The 19,384-nt window shown below is 50.1% G+C and carries 21 protein-coding genes and 1 tRNA gene; 19 read left to right on the forward strand and 3 right to left on the reverse strand.

Features of this window, described 5'->3' with window-relative positions:
- The first annotated feature begins 3 nt into the window (after positions 1-3).
- From MJZ26_09040 to MJZ26_09065, 6 genes are all read left to right on the forward strand, one after another.
- Positions 4-474, forward strand: a complete 471-nt coding sequence (locus MJZ26_09040; protein ID MCQ2105923.1) for a DUF5681 domain-containing protein — start codon at positions 4-6, stop codon at positions 472-474.
- 9 nt (positions 475-483) lie between these two features.
- Positions 484-2,916 carry a phage terminase large subunit gene (gene terL / locus MJZ26_09045; protein MCQ2105924.1) on the forward strand — a complete coding sequence of 811 codons (2,433 nt, stop codon included), beginning with the start codon at positions 484-486 and terminating at the stop codon, positions 2,914-2,916.
- Between the two features lie 18 nt (positions 2,917-2,934).
- Entirely contained in the window at positions 2,935-4,314 is a 1,380-nt protein-coding gene (locus MJZ26_09050; GenBank protein MCQ2105925.1) for a phage portal protein, read from the forward strand.
- A 24-nt stretch (positions 4,315-4,338) separates the two neighbouring features.
- On the forward strand, positions 4,339-4,698 hold the full coding sequence (locus MJZ26_09055) for a hypothetical protein (GenBank protein ID MCQ2105926.1): 360 nt from the start codon (positions 4,339-4,341) through the stop codon (positions 4,696-4,698).
- A gap of 2 nt (positions 4,699-4,700) precedes the next feature.
- Complete coding sequence (locus MJZ26_09060; protein MCQ2105927.1) at positions 4,701-6,653, forward strand: DUF285 domain-containing protein; 1,953 nt, start codon at positions 4,701-4,703, stop codon at positions 6,651-6,653.
- A 203-nt stretch (positions 6,654-6,856) separates the two neighbouring features.
- Positions 6,857-8,671 carry a toxin glutamine deamidase domain-containing protein gene (locus MJZ26_09065; protein ID MCQ2105928.1) on the forward strand — a complete coding sequence of 605 codons (1,815 nt, stop codon included), beginning with the start codon at positions 6,857-6,859 and terminating at the stop codon, positions 8,669-8,671.
- A 508-nt stretch (positions 8,672-9,179) separates the two neighbouring features.
- On the opposite strand, the gene MJZ26_09070 is transcribed toward MJZ26_09065, so the two are convergent.
- From MJZ26_09070 to MJZ26_09080, 3 genes are all read right to left on the reverse strand, one after another.
- Positions 9,180-9,464 (reverse strand): hypothetical protein, encoded by a 285-nt coding sequence (locus MJZ26_09070; protein MCQ2105929.1) that lies wholly within the window; start codon positions 9,462-9,464, stop codon positions 9,180-9,182.
- 217 nt (positions 9,465-9,681) lie between these two features.
- Entirely contained in the window at positions 9,682-9,888 is a 207-nt protein-coding gene (locus MJZ26_09075) for a hypothetical protein (protein ID MCQ2105930.1), read from the reverse strand.
- A gap of 45 nt (positions 9,889-9,933) precedes the next feature.
- On the reverse strand, positions 9,934-10,164 hold the full coding sequence (locus tag MJZ26_09080; GenBank protein MCQ2105931.1) for a hypothetical protein: 231 nt from the start codon (positions 10,162-10,164) through the stop codon (positions 9,934-9,936).
- Positions 10,165-10,332: 168 nt separating this feature from the next.
- Here MJZ26_09080 and MJZ26_09085 point away from each other — a divergent pair, with 168 nt between their 5' ends.
- From MJZ26_09085 to MJZ26_09145, 13 genes are all read left to right on the forward strand, one after another.
- Positions 10,333-11,052 carry a hypothetical protein gene (locus MJZ26_09085; GenBank protein MCQ2105932.1) on the forward strand — a complete coding sequence of 240 codons (720 nt, stop codon included), beginning with the start codon at positions 10,333-10,335 and terminating at the stop codon, positions 11,050-11,052.
- A 7-nt stretch (positions 11,053-11,059) separates the two neighbouring features.
- On the forward strand, positions 11,060-11,617 hold the full coding sequence (locus MJZ26_09090) for a hypothetical protein (GenBank protein MCQ2105933.1): 558 nt from the start codon (positions 11,060-11,062) through the stop codon (positions 11,615-11,617).
- Positions 11,618-11,645: 28 nt separating this feature from the next.
- A complete protein-coding gene (locus MJZ26_09095) occupies positions 11,646-12,767 on the forward strand; it encodes a major capsid protein (GenBank protein MCQ2105934.1) in 1,122 nt (373 codons plus the stop codon).
- 20 nt (positions 12,768-12,787) lie between these two features.
- The gene (locus MJZ26_09100; protein ID MCQ2105935.1) at positions 12,788-13,111 is read left to right on the forward strand and encodes a hypothetical protein; all 324 of its coding nucleotides are present in this window, start codon (positions 12,788-12,790) and stop codon (positions 13,109-13,111) included.
- Positions 13,111-13,437, forward strand: coding sequence for a hypothetical protein (locus MJZ26_09105; GenBank protein ID MCQ2105936.1), 327 nt, complete (start codon positions 13,111-13,113; stop codon positions 13,435-13,437). Before MJZ26_09100 ends, MJZ26_09105 begins: the two co-directional genes overlap by 1 nt.
- A 7-nt stretch (positions 13,438-13,444) precedes the next feature.
- A complete protein-coding gene (locus tag MJZ26_09110; protein MCQ2105937.1) occupies positions 13,445-13,888 on the forward strand; it encodes a hypothetical protein in 444 nt (147 codons plus the stop codon).
- Positions 13,885-14,295 carry a hypothetical protein gene (locus tag MJZ26_09115; GenBank protein MCQ2105938.1) on the forward strand — a complete coding sequence of 137 codons (411 nt, stop codon included), beginning with the start codon at positions 13,885-13,887 and terminating at the stop codon, positions 14,293-14,295. The genes MJZ26_09110 and MJZ26_09115 overlap by 4 nt, the downstream gene beginning before the upstream one ends.
- Positions 14,296-14,306: 11 nt before the next feature.
- The gene (locus MJZ26_09120; GenBank protein MCQ2105939.1) at positions 14,307-14,834 is read left to right on the forward strand and encodes a hypothetical protein; all 528 of its coding nucleotides are present in this window, start codon (positions 14,307-14,309) and stop codon (positions 14,832-14,834) included.
- 33 nt (positions 14,835-14,867) lie between these two features.
- Positions 14,868-14,929, forward strand: a tRNA-OTHER gene (locus MJZ26_09125).
- Between the two features lie 15 nt (positions 14,930-14,944).
- Positions 14,945-15,460 carry a hypothetical protein gene (locus tag MJZ26_09130; protein ID MCQ2105940.1) on the forward strand — a complete coding sequence of 172 codons (516 nt, stop codon included), beginning with the start codon at positions 14,945-14,947 and terminating at the stop codon, positions 15,458-15,460.
- The gene (locus tag MJZ26_09135; protein MCQ2105941.1) at positions 15,457-15,669 is read left to right on the forward strand and encodes a hypothetical protein; all 213 of its coding nucleotides are present in this window, start codon (positions 15,457-15,459) and stop codon (positions 15,667-15,669) included. Before MJZ26_09130 ends, MJZ26_09135 begins: the two co-directional genes overlap by 4 nt.
- Before the next feature lie 2 nt (positions 15,670-15,671).
- Complete coding sequence (locus MJZ26_09140) at positions 15,672-18,974, forward strand: hypothetical protein (protein MCQ2105942.1); 3,303 nt, start codon at positions 15,672-15,674, stop codon at positions 18,972-18,974.
- On the forward strand, positions 18,971-19,384 hold the full coding sequence (locus tag MJZ26_09145; GenBank protein ID MCQ2105943.1) for a hypothetical protein: 414 nt from the start codon (positions 18,971-18,973) through the stop codon (positions 19,382-19,384). Before MJZ26_09140 ends, MJZ26_09145 begins: the two co-directional genes overlap by 4 nt.

The raw sequence follows: 19,384 nt of genomic DNA on the forward strand, positions 1-19,384 counted from the left end.
GCCATGACAAAGGAACACATCACCGGGTACCAGTTCCAGAAAGGACAGAGCGGGAACCCGAGCGGGAGCTCGCAGAAGAAACGCAGGGAGAAGGCCGCAAGACTTGTGGCCGAGCAGCAGCTGCGCGAGATGTTGGGAATCGACGGATTCAAGAAACTGAACAAGAAGGAGCTCACCCAGAATGACATGGACTTCTGGGACAGCAAGCTCATATCCATGGGAACACCGGAGCTCCAGGCCCTGGCAAAGATGGATGAGTGCCCGATTTATGCGAAAAACCAGGCATTCAGTCTCCTGCTCGACATGAAGAACGGACGAACCACAACCCTGGATAAAATCCGCGAGCGCATCTGCGGCAAGCCAGTACAGAGGGTGGAGCTAACCGGAAAGGACGGGGAGGCCCTCATCAACTCCAAGGTCATGACAGCCCAGGAAGCAAAGGAACTTTATAACAAGATGAACAGCGAAATCTAAGCAATGGCCGTGAACTTGAATAACCCGACAGAGGACGACTGGCAGCGTTCATGGCTGCTGAACGATTCCCTCTTCTTTACCCGCTATTTCTTCCACGAGATAACGGGTAAGCGGTTTATCATAGGAAACCACCACAGACTCATCGCAGACAAGCTGAACCAGATCCTCACGGGAGAGCACCCGACAAACCACTTGATTATAAACATAGCTCCCAGATATGGGAAAGCAATAGATGTGGAAACACCAATGCTTACAACAGACGGGTGGAAACGGGCAGGAGACATCAAGCCAGGAGACAGACTCTATGGAAAGGATGGCAAACCGACAAAAGTGGTTGCAGTTTATCCGCAGGGAGTGACAGATGCATACCATGTTACATTCACGGATAATACAAGTCTTGTAACTTGCGGAGAGCACCTATGGTGGGCATACAGAAGAAGGAGGCACCAGGCTCCAGGATACACCGGGGAGATCGTAAAAACAAGCGACATGGCCCATGACCTATTCGATACAGACGGACACCATAGATGGCACATCCCATCTGCCGAACCATTGCAGACAGAGGAGAGACAGCTCGATATAGAGCCATACCTCCTTGGCTGTTGGCTCGGAGACGGGGCATCATACAAAGCAGAGATAACCACAATGGATGATGAGATTATCTCGGCATTTGAGCATTACGGGGTGACAATCCGGACACACCAGAATGCAGGAAAGGCGACAGAATACGGAATACGTGGAGGATTCATCGGAAAGCTGAAAAGAATGGGACTTGTAGGGAATAAAAGAATCCCAACAGAGTACCTGCTCGCAAGCGAGAGCCAGAGACGCGAGCTCCTGGCAGGATTGAGCGACACTGACGGAACCTGCAACCGAAAGAACGGGCAGACAAGCATCTGCCTAACAAACGACGAACTGCGCCAAGACTTGAAAACACTCCTTGCATCACTTGGCATTTATTACACCGAGTACAGAATGAGCGTGTTCTTCCGTGCGGATTTCTGCCCTTTCAAGCTGAAGAGAAAGGCCCAGTATTGGAAGCCGCTGAATAAGCACCACTTCACAAAAAGGTTTGTGCATTCGATAGAGAAGGTGGAGAGAAGGGAGACTATCTGCTTCGAGGTGGACAACCTGGATCATCTATACCTTGCAGGCCGGGACTTGGTGGTAACACACAACACGGAGGTGGCCGTGAAGAACTTCATCGCAGCAGGCCTGGCCCTCAACCCGAAAAGCCGATTCATCCACTTGAGCTATTCCGGCACACTGGCCCAGGACAACAGCATCAGCATCAAGAACATCCTCAACACGGATGAGTACCGGAGACTTTTTGCAACACGTATAAAATTCGGAAGCGACACAAAGAGCAGATGGGACACAGAGCAGGGTGGCGGTGTCTATGCCACATCAACACTGGGACAGATAACCGGATTCGGAGCCGGAGAAGTGGACGACATAGACGAGAACGGAAACCCGAAGCCCTACAAGTTTGCAGGGGCAATCGTCATCGACGACCCGATCAAGCCGGAGGACGCGCTCTCGGACGTGATGAGAGAGAACGTAAACCGAAGATTTGAGACAACCATCCGAAACCGCGTTAACAGCAGAAACACACCAATCATCATCATCATGCAGCGACTGCACGAAATGGATCTGTGCGGATACCTGCAGAAACTGGAGCCGGACGTCTGGGACGTTTTGAGCCTTCCCTGCATCCAGGAGAACCAGGAGACGGGACAGAGTGAACCACTCTGGCCGTTCAAGCATACAATGGATGAGCTGCGGAAAATCGAGGAGGCAAACTCCTTCGTCTTTGACACCCAGTATATGCAGAACCCGACACCGCTCGAGGGACTGATGTACCAGAGATTCAAGACATATGAGACGATGCCCATCGAGGCACACCTCCCGGTAAAGAAGAACTACACCGATACGGCCGACACGGGTGCCGACTTCCTCTGCTCAATCTGCTACGACGAATTCGAGCAGGGAATGTTCGTGACGGACATCCTCTACACCGACAAGCCGATGGAGTACACAGAGCCGGAGACAGCGAGGATGGCAGACCGGGCAGGAACCCAGGAAATGCTCGTGGAGAGCAACAACGGAGGCCGCGGATTTGCCAGGAACGTGGAGAAGAACCTGCGGAGCCTTGGAAACAAGCAGTGCTCCGTTTCATGGTTTACCCAGACAAGCAACAAGCTGTCGCGCATTTTCTCCCATTCGGCCGAGGTGCAGAACCTCATCTATTTCCCGGTAGACTGGGAATCCAGATGGCCGAAATTTGCCAACGCGATGAAGAGCTGCCGGAAGAACGGAAACAATGCTCACGATGATGCACCGGATGCATGCACCGGAATGTGCGAGAACTTCCAGACTTTCTCAGCCATGACGGATGCGGAACTTGAAGAGATGGAAGATATCATATACGAGGATTTATAAACTTAACAGCACAGAGCAATGGACATAAACGAGATCATGGCAATGGACAATCCCCAGGAGAAGATCCAGAAGCTGAAGAACAAGACAATCGAGGTGCCATCATGGGATGATCTCCAGAAGGAGTACGATCCGAGGAAGCACCCGGTCATGACTGATCCGGAGTATCAGCCGGAGACCAGGGCGGGCCACAAGAGACAGCTAACCCAGGTGACACTCGGACTGCAGAAACTGGCAACCAAGCGAATCGCGGGCCTCCTCTTCGGAATTCCGGTGGTGCGCGTATACAAGCCAAAGAACGAGGCAGAGCAGAAGGTCGCTGAAATCATGGAGGCAGTCTTCAAGAAGAACAGAATCGACAGCGTTAACATCGAGAGGGCGAAGATGCTATACAGCTGCTGCGAGGTGGCCACACTCTGGTACACCCAGGAACAGGACGCGGAATACGCGGGAGAGCACAGCGACCTAAAGCTACGCTGCCGAGTCTACTCGCCAAAGAGCGGAATGGCATTGTACCCGCTCTTCGATGAATACGACGACATGGTGGCCCAGTCAATGGAGTACAGCCGTAAGGAGGACGGAACCAACGTGCGTTACTTTGACACATACACCAACGATAGGCACATCCGGTGGAGAATGACATCGAGCAGCCAGGAGGTGGACGTAGAGGAGAATAATCCGATCGGTAAAATCCCATGCGTCTACATGCACCGGGAGGAGCCAATCTGGGAAGACCAGAGCAACAACGTCTACGAGCTCGAGTGGACAATCAGCCGAAACGGAAACTACCTGCGAAAGAACGCAAGGCCGAAGTGGGTGGTCTATTCCGACAAGAAAATCCAGTTTAACAATGAGGGAAACGATGAGAAGAGGAGCCGCGACGTTCTCCAGTACCCGAAGGACGCAAAGGCCGGATTCGAGACATGGGAGCAGGCAACGGAATCCCTCAAGTTCCACGTCGAGGAATTGAAGCGCGACTACTTCATGAACATACAGCTGCCGGACATGAGCATGGAGAACATGAAATCCGTGGCCATGTCGGGAGAGAGCCGCAAGATGATGTTCATCGACGCACAGATGAAGGCAGGCGATGAGAGCGGAATCTGGCTCGAGGGATTCGACCGGGAAATCAACGTGGTCAAGGCACACCTTAAGAACATGTTCAAAAACATGGCAGCAGCAATCGACAGCCTGGAGGTGGAGACCAGGATCAACCCGTTCCAGATTAATGACGACGGGGAGAGGATCAGCAACCTCACCAATGCAACTGGAGGAAAGCAGATTATGTCACAGAAGACAGCAATCAAGTTGCTCGGAGAAGTTGACAATGTGGATGAGGAACTCCAGGCAATCAACAGCGAGACAGAGGTGGCAGACATTATGGACACTTTAGCAGAGTAAATAATTAATTATTTTTTTTAATTTATGAATTACATTTTAAATTTCACAAAAGAAGACAATGGCCTATTTGTCTCAAATGAAATTGAAATAATGGAAAATTTCAATTTGCACATCGAATTTGAAGAGAAAGGAACAGACGTAATGGTAGCAACAAAAACGGCAGGCTATGAATTTGGAAAGTACATCGTTTATAAAAACGATGGTATAAATTTTGAGCATGAACCAAACATTGGTAAGGTATTCCCTAAGACAATCAAAGTGGCAACATTTACCAGTGTAAATATTGCAATAATTACAACTGGTAACACCAGAACTGATAGCCAGGCAGAAAATGAGGAAATTATTGCTGCTGCATTAAATGACCTTAACACAAGAATAGGATAATCATGGGAAAGTATATCAAGAAATATAAGAGCGAGGAGGATATGCTGCTTAAAGATGGCATTGCAACACCTCACGTAGCCTTGGCTGACGATACTGGAGATGTGGCATATCTGCCAAGTTCGGGAACTTTTGTGTATGATGAGAACCGAAAGGTGGTTGGTGACTCAGCCAATGGTGAGAGCGTCATCTATCTGCTGTTTGACATTCCGTCAGCGGGAACGTACAACATTTTGGGCAACTACCCGTCCGCTCAGTTTGCAGGATTGCAGTATATCAAGGAGATGTCGGTAAACGGGCAGAGCATTCCAGTGGCGAAGAACTGGGCGTTTCCGTCTGCGGGTAAGTACACCATCAAGATTGTGGTGGACAAGGGAATCGATAGTTTGTTCTCGCTGTTCAACAACAATGGAGGTAATACATACTTGGTTGGTGCAAATATAGCAAGTTTAAAATCAAGTAGTGCATCTTCGGGCGCAAGAATGTTTAATCTCTGCAAAAATATAAAATATGTATTTGGCGCAGAGAATCTTGACACGAGCAACATGACATCATTACTGACAACTTTTCAGCAGTGTAACAACCTTGAACGTATTGATTTGACAAATTGGAATGTTTCAAATGTTACCGAACTCACGTCTATCTTGTATAATTGTTATAATTTAGAGTATATAGGAAACTTGTCAAACTGGGATGTATCGTCATGCGGTAATTTTAGACAAGTATTTGCACATTGCGAAAAGTTAAAATATGTTGGTGACTTGTCAAATTGGGACACTCATAGTGCTACTAAATTTGAAAACACATTCTTGGGCTGCTATGAACTTGAAAATGTTGGTGACTTATCTAATTGGCAAGTAGGCAATGTGACGACAATGTTGCAAATGTTTTCAAACTGCAAAGAATTAAAATCGGTTGGCGATTTATCAAAATGGGACGTTTCAAATGTTGAAACAATGCAAGCCATGTTTTATGAATGCAATGAATTATCATGCATAGGTGACTTGTCAAATTGGGATGTCGGTAAGGTGACAACAATGCAATCTATGTTTTGTAATTGCCACAAACTTAAATCAGTTGGTGACTTATCTAATTGGAATGTTGGTGATGTTACAACAATGAAACAAATGTTTTCAAATTGCATCAGCATGGAAAATATTGTTGGATTGAATGGCTGGAATACATCAAAAGTTACTGATATGTATCTTATGCTTGGCGCAAACGAAGGTCGGGCAATGTTGTTAAAAGAACTTGATTTGTCAAATTGGAATGTCGGGAATGTTACAAGATTTAGCGGATTGTTTTTAAATTGCCACAAACTTAAATCTGTTGGCGACTTGTCTAACTGGAATGTCGGGAATGCTACGGAAATGGATGTAATGTTTAATGGTTGCTACGCAATGACCGATGCTGGCGACTTGTCGAACTGGCAAACCACATCGCTAACAATTTGTAACCACATGTTTTGGGGTTGCAAGAGCCTAACGAGCATAGGCAAGAAACTGAACTGGGACGTTTCAAAGGTTACTGACATGAACAACATGTTTGCGGGTTCTGCAATCGAGGAAATCGACTTGTCATCATGGCTGCCAAAGGAGGGCTGTGACATGCACGCATTGTTTGATCCAGCGCACAACGATGATGGCTCAGTGTTCTCGTTTTCAAAGATTCGTGTACTCGGTGTTCCGTCAATCACTGCGACATCAAACACAAACAATATGTTTAAGGAGTGCTACGACTTGACTACAATCACAGCGAGCGGTAAGATAAGCAACTCTGTTGATTTCTCATGGAGTCCGCTGACAAAGGCGTCTGCGCTTGTGCTGTTTGATGCTTTGGATGGAGCGGTATCGGGTAAGACAATTACCTTATCTGCACACACTTACGGACTATTGAGAAGCAGAGATATTGACATTGCAACCTCAAAGGGATGGATTGTTGAATCAGTTAAAAGATGATACAAACTGACAAAATTAAGCATTTCTCAATCTGCATGGCGGCTGCGGTCATTAATCCGTGGCTTGCCATCGGATTGGCTTTAGGAAAGGAGTACGGAGATAAATGCGCAAGCGGAAACCACTGGTGTTGGTGGGACTTGTTGGCTGACGCATTGGGAACAATTGCCGGGACAGCAATCCGGTCATTCATTTTTTAACAGCAGATGGCAAAGAAAAATAAATTCGATCCACTGGCATACGACAGACAGCACCGGGCAAACCTCGCAGCCAGGGCAAAGAAGATAAAGGCAATATTCGACAGCGCAGCCCAGAAGGCTGTTGTCATCGGACTTGCATCCGGATTCAAGGATCCGGAGAAGGACTTCATCCTTGAGAAACACCCTGCAGCAAGGAAGAGGATCGACGCAATGATAGACACCATGCACGACGACCTGGTGGACTTCATCACAGACGCGGAAGAAGCGGAGTGGCACCTGGCCAATGCGAAGAACGACGCAATGGTAGATGCAATTGCAGCCAGGACAAGCATAGCCAGAAGACTCCTGGACATGATGAAGCAGACGAACCTAACAGCACTGGCCGCATTCCAGGAAAGGAAGGTAGCAGGCATGGGACTGAGCGACCGCGTCTGGAACCTCACCGACAAGTTCAAAGGAGAGCTCGAACTGGCAATGGAAATGGGCATCGGTTCCGGGAAGAGCGCGGCCGACATCAGCCGGGACGTTCGCCAATACCTCAATGAGCCGGACAAGCTGTTCCGGAGGGTAAGGGATGAGAAGGGAGTCCTTCATTTGAGCAAGGCAGCAGCGGCATACCACCCGGGCCAGGGAGTCTACCGGAGCAGCTACAAGAACGCACTCCGAATGACAGCAACCGAGACGAACATGGCATACCGCACGGCCGACCACGAGCGGTGGCAGCAGAACCCGTGCGTGATCGGAATAGAGATCCACCTATCGAACAACCACACCATAAAGAACAGCAAGGGAGAACCGGAGGAACTGCACGACATCTGCGATGAGCTCCAGGGGACATACCCTAAAGAATTCAAGTTCGTGGGGTGGCACCCGAACTGCCGATGCGTGGCGGTCGCCAAACTTTGCAGCGACGACGAATTCATAGAGTACAACCAGAGGATCCTGGACGGGGAGGACGTGTCGGATTTTGAATTCAGCGGGAAGATCGACAAGCTCCCGGACAACTTCAACCAATGGGTGGAGGACAACCAGGAGAGGATCGACAGATCGAAGACTTTGCCTTATTTCCTATCCGACAACGCGGACATGGTAATAAAGGCAAATCCAAAAGCAGGAATCGGTGAATTGTTCGAGACGAAGGAATCAAAGCGAATATCGACAGAAGCATACAATAAGCCGGAGAATCTTGTTGAAACAAGAATGACGAATAAGCAAAAGGAAAACATAAAAGATATTGCAAGCGAGCTCGGAATAGAGCCAGGGAAACCGATGAACTTCTGGGAGGCAAATGAAAGACGGGGAAACGTAAACTACGGAAAAGAGCGAGATTTTGAATTAAACTGCATAAACTCAGTATTTGCCCATGAGCTAAGACTTAGAGGTCTCGATGTGACAGCAGTGCGTCCGTTTACAGCAGAGAAGGGAACGGAATTCTATGGAATCCTCGAGCATCCGGAGCAGATGTTCAAAAACCCAGGAGTGAAGGTTTTAAAAGACAAAAAAGGAGTTACAGCAGGAATGCTGAATAAGGCCACAAAGGAAAGAGGACGATACCATCTATCGTTTGATGTTGAAGGAACCCGATACGGACATACAATGACAGCAGAGAGACTGCCGGACGGACATCTTGTCATCTACGACGCACAGAGCGGAAGATTCTGGAGCACCGGATTTTTAAGTGCAGTCAGTCGGTCTGCGGGATTGTCAGTAACGAAGGTAGACGGATTATTATTTAGGGAAGGACTGGCAGAAAAAATGGTCTGCGCGACCGAAAAAGCAGGGAACCTTATCACCAGGAAGGCAAAACGTCGTCGCAGATGAGAGCCATAACCTGCTCCGGAGACAGACGGACAAGCCTGCCATTTAAAACCTCACCGAGACATGGGAGTCCGGTCTTCATTCCGATATACTTGCTGACATAGAAGATAAAAATGCGTCTGCCTTTCTTTTCTTTATACAGCTCAACAATATCAAACCCGTGATGTTTTGCGTAAGATTTAGCAACATTTAGTTCATTCATAACTTTAAACTTTTACACCGGGAGCCGGAGCAACACCCAGGCTCCCGGTTGGTTTTTACTTTTGCAAAGGTACGTTATTTTTTTTCATGCAGAAAACCCTATGCTTTGAAATTCTGCATTTTCCGTTCTCAAACGGATTGTACTCGTTAATACGGGAGGCATACAGCCTCGATTCAGTCGCGCCCAGGACTTCCGGAGACAAAGCCTCAAAGATTGCGCGAAGGGATCCGAAATACATAATCTTACCAGTCTCGAAGACAGACACCCGGATAACACAGCGGGTGCTCGTTAACTTTTCACTCTTCATATTTAAAACAATTTTTGTGTTGAATAACTTCCAATACGGGCATGGAGGGTAACGACTACCCGGTAGGTCTTATAGGCCGGGAACCGGGAGAGAGAGGTGGTCACCTTTTCCAGGTAGGGAGCCTTTACAGCCTCCCATCCCTTCCGGAAAGATGCAGCCTCCTGGTGGCTTAAACAATAGCGGCTGAACCGGATCAGCTCCAGGTCATCATTATAATTGCAGCGATAGACGCGGGCCTGCAATAGGCCGAACCCGTCCTCGAATTTTACAGATACAATCTCTTTCATTTTTCAACACGGATATATTCGATAGACTCAGCAGACAGAAAGAAGACACCCTCGTCGCTCGTGATTTCCAACTGATAATCCGGGGAGGCCTCGAAACTTTCGATTAAATAGAAAGCGAGCTCACGGCCGGACTTCAAACCGATCAAGGCATGACTGCCAAAATCGACAACACTATTCAAGACTTTAACAATTTGAAATGGATGCATAGCTTACAATTTTAAACGTGGATAAATTCGATTGATGAAGCGGGAACGACATAGGTACCATCGTCCTCGGTAAGGATTGTCAGCAAATCATCGGTGTTATTGAAAATAGCCTCGATACCACCGGAGATACGGATAACACTGCCGGACTTCATATGGATATTGAGATTCATGGAATCCTGGAACTCTTTCAGCAACTCAATAGCAATTTCTTTGTTCATAGCTTTATTTTTTAGGATGGGAGGATTGCCCTCCCCCGGGGTTGATTAATTATTCTCGCAAACGATATAGTACTCACCATCAACATGAGAAGCGGTTCCCCAGAAGGTGTAGCGGACATAACCCTGGTGGACTGGGAAGATGTCGAAACTTGCGTCCTTCTTTAGGCTTTTGATAAAGCGGCTGAACATTGATTCGATCTCGCGCTTGCGGGTTGAGGTGAAACCAGTCATTGAAACTTCATTGTTGTGCTCCTCTACGATTTTGTAAGTCTTCATAATTGCTAATTTTTAGGTATTATTCATTCATTTATTGTACTACAAAGTTACGTTTTTATTGCGCAATATCCCTTATTTTCAAGAAATTAATAACTTTTATTTGCTTTTAATACAAGCAATTCACTAATATTTGCTATATTCGCATCGTTCATAAAAAAATAACTCATTATGTTTGAAGAGCAAATACTTGAAGCATTGAAAACCCGATTCCAGGGGGTAGATGCAAAGACCCTGGCCAGGATCGCTAAGACACTGGCTAAAAAGGTCAAGACTGAGGATGAGGTTCAAACCGCAGCAGACGGGGTGACCATTCAGCAGCTGATGGAGAACTACGGAGACAGCCGCGCGACCGAAGCGACCAATTCCGCAGTAACTAATTACGAGAAAAAGCACGGACTGAAGGACGGAAAGCCAGTAACTCAAGAGCCAGAGCCAAATCCAGGCAAAGAGGGACAACAAGGCCAGAAGCCAGGTGCAGATGACAACACACCGGAGTGGGCTAAGAAACTGCTGAGTACCAACGAGGCACTACAGAAGAGAATCGATGCCCTGGAGACCGAGAAGCGGCAGTCGACCAGAAAGGACAAACTGGCCAAGGCTCTCGAGAAAGCCCCGGAGAAGATCCGCACTCGTTACCAGTCCGACTTTGAGCGAATGACATTCAAGGATGATGAGGACTTCGACTCTTACATCGAGGGACTGACTACCCAGAGCGAGGAATGGAGCAACGAATTCTCAGCTCCAGGAAAGCCAGGAAAGACAACACCACCAAAGGGCGGTGGTTCCGGAAGCGGAACAATCTCACCGGAGCTCCAGGCAAGAATCGATGCGAGAAAGGCAGAAACGTCAGCCCCTGCCATTATCGGACTGACACCAGAAAGCAAATAACTAACAAATGGACGTAAAATTCAAGTACCAGGATCCTGCTCCAGTTGAGAAGATCTATATCGAGCAGGTATTCGCAGAGGTTCCAGGTGGCGGCATGATTTCAAATCCTGCATTCAGTGCACCTGCATCAACCGCAGTCGGTGAGGACAGCAACGGAAAGTTGAAGCTGATCAAGGGCTACAAGGTAGTCGAGGCAGCAGCAAGCGGTGCAACCACCATCAAGATCGAGAAGGGCAGCGGTATCGTTAAGGGCGACGTTCTGGCAACCGGGAAGAAGGGTGTAGCCTGCACAGCAGTAGACACCACCACATCACCGGACTACGACGTGGTAACAATCAGCATGGGTGTCGCATTGAAGGCTGGCCAGGTATTGTACCAGGCAAAGGAAGCATCGGCAGATGCAGCACAGCCAATCTACGCACCTAAGTATGTAATCGGCAACCGCGTGCCTGCAAACGAGGGCGACTTCCCGGTACGACTGCTGAATGGCGCAAACTTGCGTAAGGAGACAGCGATGGTCGCACCGGAACTTGTAGAGATGATGAAGAGCATCGCATTGGTTTAATCATTAACGTAAAAAGGAGGAAAAGAATATGGCAGAGATTAGAAAGCCCCTCATGGACATTGATCAGCCTGGCCTGCAGGTTGAGATCAACAGCTACAAGCCAGGTGACGGACTGACCTGGAAATCGTTGTTCCCATTGAAGTATACCCAGAAGTTCGATATCAAGGGCCTGGAGGGTACCGAAGGAATCCCAGTGGCAGCAGACCGCGTGGCATTCAACACCAAGGCACCGAAGAAGACCCGCAAGACCATCGGCTCATGGAACGGCAAACTGGCAAAGTATGCAGTCAGCCGTGAGAAGGATGAGATCGAGTGCGTGGAGTACCTGGATGCGAAGGCACTGGCGGAGAAGAACGAGGACAAGGCAGCAGCACGCGACCTGGTAGACCAGGTATACGACGACGTGAAGTTCTGTCACAACGCGATGGACTACAAGGTCGAGCTCGACACTTGCCGCATCGCTTCGAGCGGTATCCACTCGTTCCCTGCAAGCATCGAGGGAGACATGGCAACCGAGGATGTTATCAACTTCAACGTGCCAAAGGAGAACTTCAAGGGCGTGGGACACAAGTGGAGCGACGCAGAGAATGCCGATGGCTTGAAGGACATCTCAGACGCACAGAAGGCAATCATCAAGAATGGCGGTGACAAGCCAAACTTCGCATACATGGAGAAGGACAAGTTCGAGGAGCTGTGCCGCCAGAAGGCTACACTGAAGCACTTGTACCCACAGCTGACAGCCGAGCAGTTGGGCATGGTTAGCGCAGACCTGGTGGACATCAACCGCATCAACCAGTACATGAGAGGCAAGGGCTACCCACAGATCGGTGTCCTGGACACCTACGTGACTATCGAGCACAAGGATGGCAAGCGCGAGCTGATCAAGCCTTGGAACGTGAACGTGGTAACACTTTCACCTACTCAGCAGTTGGGCTGGACTTACTACAAGACTGTCCCTAAGGCAGAGGCAACAGCAGCAATCCAGGCCTATGGCGCATTCTACAAGGTAACCATCTGGGGCGAGGTTAACCCAATGCTCGAGGGTACCATGGCAGAGGCATACGTACAGCCTGGCTTGATCAACCGAAGAAGCCTGGTGTTCATCAACACCGACAACACCACCTGGGCAAACGGAGCATCAGCAAAGTAACATAAACCAGGGAAGACACAATGAAAGTATTGCAAGCATTGCAGAGCTTGAGCAGCTACCCGATCCCTGCCTCCTCGATAGAGAACATCTGCGAGGAGGTGGGGATGGATAGCCTCTCGGATTTGAACATCAAGGATCGGCAGAGCTCTGCATACAAGAGAGCCAAGGCAAAGGTCTACCAGTTTCTGTCGGAGGCACCGAACGTGAGCCAGGGAGGTATCAGCTATTCATTCTCATCGGATGAGAGGAGCAGGTACGCGAGAAAGGCCGATGAGCTGATGACAGAGGTTGGAGATCCGGAAGACGACGTTATCAAGTACGGATACAAAGGGGAGGATTTCTAATGATTATTGCAAACGGGACGATAAGGCCTATCACCGAGACCGGAGGAGGCTACGACGGAAGCGGGTCACCAATCCCGGCCAGTAGGGTCGAGGGTGAGGAGATCCCTTGCAATATCCAGACGGACACCCATGACCGGAGAGGTGTCAGTGAGGACGGAACCTACAGCAACCACAGCTACACGATCCTAATAGATCAGCAGCCATGGACAGCCAGACGGATCCGTCTGTATGACAACCGGAAAAACGATATCGGAGAATTCCAGATTCAAGACGAGCAGTTCCTGGATTGCGTGGGAGCCATAAAACTTAAAGCGGTAAAACCATAAACCGACAATGCCAATCACCTGCAACACCAACGGCCGGAAAATCCGGGAGTACCTCGATGAGAAATTCGCGAGGCGAATGGAGGTATGGGCCAATATTCTGGACAGAGCCGGGGAGGAGGCCGTGAGGGTCGCGAGACTGAACCACAAGTACCTAAACCAGACTGGCAACCTTGCCAGTTCCGTGGGATACGCGATAGTCCACAACGGCCAGGTAATCAAAAAGAGCACCTTCGAGGTGATAAAGGACGGAGCCGATGGCTCCAAGTTGGGGAGGGATTATCTCGAGCAAGTAATAGCGGAGAACGCACAAGGCCTGGTTTTAATAATAGTGGCCGGGATGCCATACGCAGGGTACGTGGAAGCCATGGGGCTCGACGTACTGGACTCAGCCAAGCTCGAGGCGGGAAGAGTAATCGAATTATTCACAAAAGCCTTAAAATTAAGCAAATGATAAAGAGCGAGGAACAGATAGAGCTATTCATTTTTGAAGCACTGAAAGACTTTCTGGAGGACACGATCACCGGAAAGGTCTATCGGAGCGAGTGCAGGCCACTGGACTCAACCGGGGAGGATGCCGTAATATCGGTCTCGGCAGCTGACGCGGAACAGATCCAGAGGGGCATGGCAAAAGTGAACATCTACGTCAATGACACCGACAACGGCACTGGAAGCCTGGTACCATCCAAGGGAAAGACAACGGCACTCAGTACAATGGATGCTTACATTGTAGAGATTTTAAACAGCAAGGACGCGGAGTACAACTGGAGGCTCGAGAAGGCAACCAGGACGATGAAATCCCAGTACGGGAATCAGCACTTTGTCTCCGTCAGCCTTGAATTCAAAAGAACAACATTCTAAAACATTTAAATATGGCAGAGAATAAAATCATCATGGCCTGGAGCGAGTGCGAGATTGAGATCGGAGAGACCACATCCGACAACTCATTTCCTACCTCAATGGAGAGCATCGGAGTAATTACAGACAACTCGACTACTCTGGAGAACACCGATGGCCAGGTCTTGGAGTCACGCAAGAGCGGTGGCGGTCTGGTTGCACGTGAGCAGAACGAGGGAGGCTTTGCTTTGAACACACGCGTCACAGAGCCTACATTCGAGCTGCTGAAGAAGCTCGGCCTGGCAGAGGACGGAACATCAGCAGACGAACTGGACGTTACAACCCACATCGTACAAAAGCAGTTCGCATTCAAGGTAACACCGAAGAATGTTGGTGCAGTCGGCATCAAGGCTCCAGTGTGCAACGTGACATACAAGCCAGGATTCAGCGACCAGGAAGGTAACTACGGAGAGCTGCGCTTTGAGATCCTGCAGCACAAGAATTCAACAGGCAAGAAAAAGTGGTACACCCGCTTCAAGAAGAAGGCACCATCGGAATCATAAGTGGCACTTCGTCATGATTTTATAAAGTTGGGACGTGCAGTAGCTCAGTGGCCAGAGCGCAACAGAGGTCGCGGGTTCGAATCCCGCCTGCACTACATAGTTAATGAGATATGAAAAAGACAGAGCAGAGGACAGCAGATACGATTCTCCAAAGGGAGAAGACCATCACGATAGCGGGAACCGAGTACACGGCCTGCGCACCGACCCCGGCTACACTCATCATGGTCAGCGAGCTCGTGGCAGATCTGCCACCGATTGAGAGTAACGGACTTACAATTTTAAGGGAGACACTGAGAACCGCCAGGGATTGCAAGGTCATAGGCAAGATAGCCGCTACCTTGATTCTTGGCGCGAAACGTATAAAGGAGAACCGCCAGGTGGAGGTTGGCCGTAAGCGGGCACACTGGTATTCATGGAGGCGGGACGTTCCGGTAACTGAAAGCGAGCTCGATCACCTGGCCGAAACAATCCTGGAGGAGCTCACCATGGAGCAGATACGCAGCCTTCTCCAGGAGAGACTGGGCGACATGCAGGTGGCCGATTTTTTCGCAGTTACCACTTTCCTACGCGCTGCGTCAATAACAAGACCAACCCGGGAGCCAGAAGCGACAGCATCTGGGCAATGATAATATGTTGGTCGAAGAACCTGGGACTCACGATTGAGCAGGTCTTATACGACTATTCATTTGCAAACCTTACCCTCTATTCGAGCGCACTGCCTCAGTACGGGGACGGGGAGGGAGAAAAAGGAAAGTGGAACAAGGATGAGCACCCGGAGCTCGACGCAAACAACCCGGATAACTTCAAGGACTTAGACATAGAGGAGGAAGAATAAAGATGGCAGAGGAGACACCAGTAAAATACACCATTACCATAGACGACCCCAACGTCGAGGAGAAGACAAAGAAGGTCATCAAGGCATTCGACGAAATCGGAGAAGCTGCGGCAAAGGCCGGAAGCAAGGTCGATGAGACAGCCGAAAAGATTAAGCAGACCGGAATCGCTCTCGATGAGACAGCCGGAAAGATGGAGAGCACGAGCCAGAGAATGGCCGACTCCATGTTCAGTGTGAACTCGACACTCGAGGACAACACCCAGAAGATGCGTGAGAACCGGGAAGCTGCAAGCCAGGTCGTCACGGCAAATGAGGAGATGGCAGGTGCGGAGGAGAAGCACGAGTCAATCATCTACAAGCTCTGCGGTGGCCAGGAGAAATACAAGGCTATCCTGGATGCAATGCCTCCAGGAATGAGAATGTTCATAACGGAGATGACCGGAATGGTCAATGCGTCGAAGGCCTTCATCGCAACACCACTGGGTGCAATCCTTGCCGCTCTTATCCTGGCTTTTGAGGCAATCAGCACGTGGCTGCATAACGACAGCGAGGCCCTGGAGGATTTCGCTGCAATCACCGGGCGCGTGTCCGGTCTTCTTTCCGGACTCAAGCAGGTGGCAATGGACATCGGCAAGGCTTTGTTCTATGCATTCAGCGAGCCGAAGAAGGCCCTGGAATCACTGAAGCAGGCACTCCTGGGTTTCAGCGACATAAAGAACATCATCCCTGCGACTTCCGATCTGTCAGTGCAGGAGGCAAAACTGCGTAAGGACAGAAACAAATGGAAAGTCGACGAAGCAAAGTATGACAGCCAGATAGCTGAGCTGCGCGTGAAGATGAGCGACGCGTCACAGAAGGCGGCAGACCGGGCAAAGGCTGCAGCAGATGCAGAGGAACTGATCAAGAAGAAATACGAAACACGAGTGGAACTTGCCGAGAGGGAGTACCAGATCGTGAAGAAGCGAAACTCGCTGACTACATCGAGCCAGGAAGACCTGGAACATGAGGCAGACCTTGAGGCAGCGGTAGAGAGGGAGCGGGCAGCTATGAACCGCGAGCTAAATATGTTCGTGCGAAGGAACTCGAGCCTGGAACAGCAGATGCAGAAGGCAAACGAGACAATGGCAAAGGGAGAGAATGCCCTTGCCATGAAGATGCTGAACTCTGCAAACAAGCGGGCAAGCCAGGTGCGAGAGCTCGAGATGATGGTGGCCCAGGCCAGGATTGACGCGATGGATGACGGGGCCGAGAAAACAATAAGGCAGATGGAACTCGATGAGCGGCAGATGCTGAACAAGGCAGAGCAGATGAAGCAGAGCTACCTGCAGCAGAAGATCCAGGACGCGAAGGCAGAGTTTGATGCCGACACCAGGAACAAGGGCCGCGTGTTCGATCCGGAGAGCATCAAGCTGACGGAGGAGGAGGTGGCCATGTTCGATGAATACCTGCAGAAGATCCGTGAGAAATCGGCAAAGCAGCAGGCCGACCTCTTCGAGATGGAGGTAAAGGACATGAACGACTATCTGGCAAAGTTCGGGGACTACCAGGAGCAGAGACTCGCAATCACAAACAGATATGCGGAGCAGCGGGCAAAGGCCGAGAACGAGTGGCAGAGGAAGACTGCTGACTCGGAGGAGGCAGATGCGCTGCGGGCACTTGATGACAAGTTCGGAAAGACAACCAGGGCGATGGCTGACCTCTTCGCGGACTCATCACAGAAATCCGTCATGGCAATCCAGGAGATCATCAGCAAGTACGAGCAGCTGATCACAATGATGGAGAGCGGAAACATTGACCGGGACAAGCTGAAGGGCCTGGGATTCAGCGACGATGACATCGCGAAGATCCAGAAGGGCGAGATTAAGCTGAAAGACCTGTCCGACCAGTTGAAGGAGCTGAAGGGCGAGCTCGCAGACAGATCCCCATGGCAGTCATTCATGCGCAACGTGAATGAGGGAATCAAGAAACTGGGATCCGGAGAGAAGGGAGGACTTGGCCAGGGAGTCTACCAGATTACAAAGTCAATCCAGGACTTCATGCCTGCGCTAAAGGAATTCGGAAGCGAGATAGCAAACATCTTCGGAGCCGATGACTCTGCCATTTCCGGGATCACGGACGGACTGGGAGGCCTCATGACAGCAGGCCAGGGAGTGGGCCAGATAATGAGCGGTGATATCGTGGGCGGTGCCATGGCAGCGGTGCAGGGCATCAGCCAGGTGGTCAGTGCACTCGACGGATTGTTCGGGGCCGACTACAGCCAGTACAACAAGATGAAGGAGCAGTACGATCTGCTGTCCGGAGTCTGGGACGACTTGATAGCGAAGAAGAAGGAATACATCGCTGAGAGCTACGGAATGGAGGCTGCGGCCGTGGAGAAGGAGGCAGAGGACATCCTAAAGAAGAAACTGGCAGACAACTACGAGCTGATAAAGACACTGGCAGGAAGCGGTGCGTCAATAGGAAGCCACAGCCTGGGCTACAGAATCAATAAGAACATGAGCGATGCGGACTGGAGGAATCTGTCATCAGTCGCAGGAGCCAGGATAAACCAGTTCGGGGACATTCTCAGCCTAAAGCCGGAGCAGATAGCCAAGGCACTCGAGAGCGACAAGTTCGTGTCCGTCTTGAATTCCGTTAATTCCGACTTCTTGACTTACCTCCAGAACATAGCGGACTACCGGGAGGAACTGGAAGAGCTCCAGGACAGCCTAAACGAGCAGCTGACTAATACGAGCTTCGATAGCGTGTACGACGGATTCGTCAGCACACTGATGGACTTAAGGAAGCCTGCGGAGGATTTCGCTGACGACATAAGCGAGAAATTCGCATCGGCCATACTCAGCCAACAGATGGGAAAGCAGTACAAGGACAAGCTGAACGAGTGGTACCGGAACTTCGCGAAGGACATGAACGACGGGCAGCTGACAGAGGCCGAGATGACTGCACTGCGCCAGGAATACATGAACATGGTCAACGCAGCACTGGAGGAGCGGGACAGAATCGCAGAGATCACCGGATACAAGGCAAGCCAGATGGACGAATACACACAGAGCGCAAGCAAGGGCGGCTACAGCTCGATGAACCAGGAGACCGGAGACGAGCTCCTGGGCCGCGAGACAGCACAGCAGATAGCCCTGGAGGATATCCAGGAGAAGACAGCGGGCATAGCCATGAATCTGGAGCAGATGCGAGGACTTGCAGTCATGCAGGTGGAGCACCTGGCAAACATCGAGAAGAACACCAACGAGCTGTACCAGATCAACGAGAGACTGGGCAGGATCGAGGATAACACATCAAGACTATGAAAGGGGATTTATTTATAAACGGGGTGGACGCATACACCACATACGGCCTGGGAATCAGCGAGGCGGCAATATCCGCGCTCATCTGTCCCCCGGCAAACAAGGAACTGATAAGGAACGAGTCGAGACTTACACCGGGAGCGCAGTACATCGTAGGGGCGCAGGTACCGGACGAGAGGCAGCTCACACTCGAGGCCTACATCAAGGCAGACAACATAACTGCCATGTACACGGCACTGAACACCCTCTACAATTCGGTCTTCAAGGCCGGGCTCTTCACACTGAAGACAAGCGACCTGCCAGACGTTACGTTCAAGCTGAAGTACAACAATTTCCGTCAGTTTACAGAATTCAACGGGAGACTTGCAAACTTTATTCTAAATGTTACAGAACCAGATCCAACTGACAGATAA

This window comes from Fibrobacter sp., assembly GCA_024398965.1.
Lineage (GTDB): Bacteria > Fibrobacterota > Fibrobacteria > Fibrobacterales > Fibrobacteraceae > Fibrobacter.

Excerpts from the sequence above, each read along its gene's own strand:
- MJZ26_09040 (MCQ2105923.1), top strand. The coding sequence starts at position 4 with ATGACAAAGGAACACATCACCGGGTACCAGTTCCAGAAAGGACAGAGC.
- MJZ26_09050 (MCQ2105925.1), top strand. The coding sequence starts at position 2,935 with ATGGACATAAACGAGATCATGGCAATGGACAATCCCCAGGAGAAGATC.
- MJZ26_09055 (MCQ2105926.1), top strand. The coding sequence starts at position 4,339 with ATGAATTACATTTTAAATTTCACAAAAGAAGACAATGGCCTATTTGTC.
- MJZ26_09060 (MCQ2105927.1), top strand. The coding sequence starts at position 4,701 with ATGGGAAAGTATATCAAGAAATATAAGAGCGAGGAGGATATGCTGCTT.
- MJZ26_09065 (MCQ2105928.1), top strand. The coding sequence starts at position 6,857 with ATGGCAAAGAAAAATAAATTCGATCCACTGGCATACGACAGACAGCAC.
- MJZ26_09070 (MCQ2105929.1), bottom strand. The coding sequence starts at position 9,464 with ATGAAAGAGATTGTATCTGTAAAATTCGAGGACGGGTTCGGCCTATTG.
- MJZ26_09075 (MCQ2105930.1), bottom strand. The coding sequence starts at position 9,888 with ATGAACAAAGAAATTGCTATTGAGTTGCTGAAAGAGTTCCAGGATTCC.
- MJZ26_09080 (MCQ2105931.1), bottom strand. The coding sequence starts at position 10,164 with ATGAAGACTTACAAAATCGTAGAGGAGCACAACAATGAAGTTTCAATG.
- MJZ26_09085 (MCQ2105932.1), top strand. The coding sequence starts at position 10,333 with ATGTTTGAAGAGCAAATACTTGAAGCATTGAAAACCCGATTCCAGGGG.
- MJZ26_09090 (MCQ2105933.1), top strand. The coding sequence starts at position 11,060 with ATGGACGTAAAATTCAAGTACCAGGATCCTGCTCCAGTTGAGAAGATC.
- MJZ26_09095 (MCQ2105934.1), top strand. The coding sequence starts at position 11,646 with ATGGCAGAGATTAGAAAGCCCCTCATGGACATTGATCAGCCTGGCCTG.
- MJZ26_09100 (MCQ2105935.1), top strand. The coding sequence starts at position 12,788 with ATGAAAGTATTGCAAGCATTGCAGAGCTTGAGCAGCTACCCGATCCCT.
- MJZ26_09105 (MCQ2105936.1), top strand. The coding sequence starts at position 13,111 with ATGATTATTGCAAACGGGACGATAAGGCCTATCACCGAGACCGGAGGA.
- MJZ26_09110 (MCQ2105937.1), top strand. The coding sequence starts at position 13,445 with ATGCCAATCACCTGCAACACCAACGGCCGGAAAATCCGGGAGTACCTC.
- MJZ26_09115 (MCQ2105938.1), top strand. The coding sequence starts at position 13,885 with ATGATAAAGAGCGAGGAACAGATAGAGCTATTCATTTTTGAAGCACTG.
- MJZ26_09120 (MCQ2105939.1), top strand. The coding sequence starts at position 14,307 with ATGGCAGAGAATAAAATCATCATGGCCTGGAGCGAGTGCGAGATTGAG.
- MJZ26_09130 (MCQ2105940.1), top strand. The coding sequence starts at position 14,945 with ATGAAAAAGACAGAGCAGAGGACAGCAGATACGATTCTCCAAAGGGAG.
- MJZ26_09135 (MCQ2105941.1), top strand. The coding sequence starts at position 15,457 with ATGATAATATGTTGGTCGAAGAACCTGGGACTCACGATTGAGCAGGTC.
- MJZ26_09140 (MCQ2105942.1), top strand. The coding sequence starts at position 15,672 with ATGGCAGAGGAGACACCAGTAAAATACACCATTACCATAGACGACCCC.
- MJZ26_09145 (MCQ2105943.1), top strand. The coding sequence starts at position 18,971 with ATGAAAGGGGATTTATTTATAAACGGGGTGGACGCATACACCACATAC.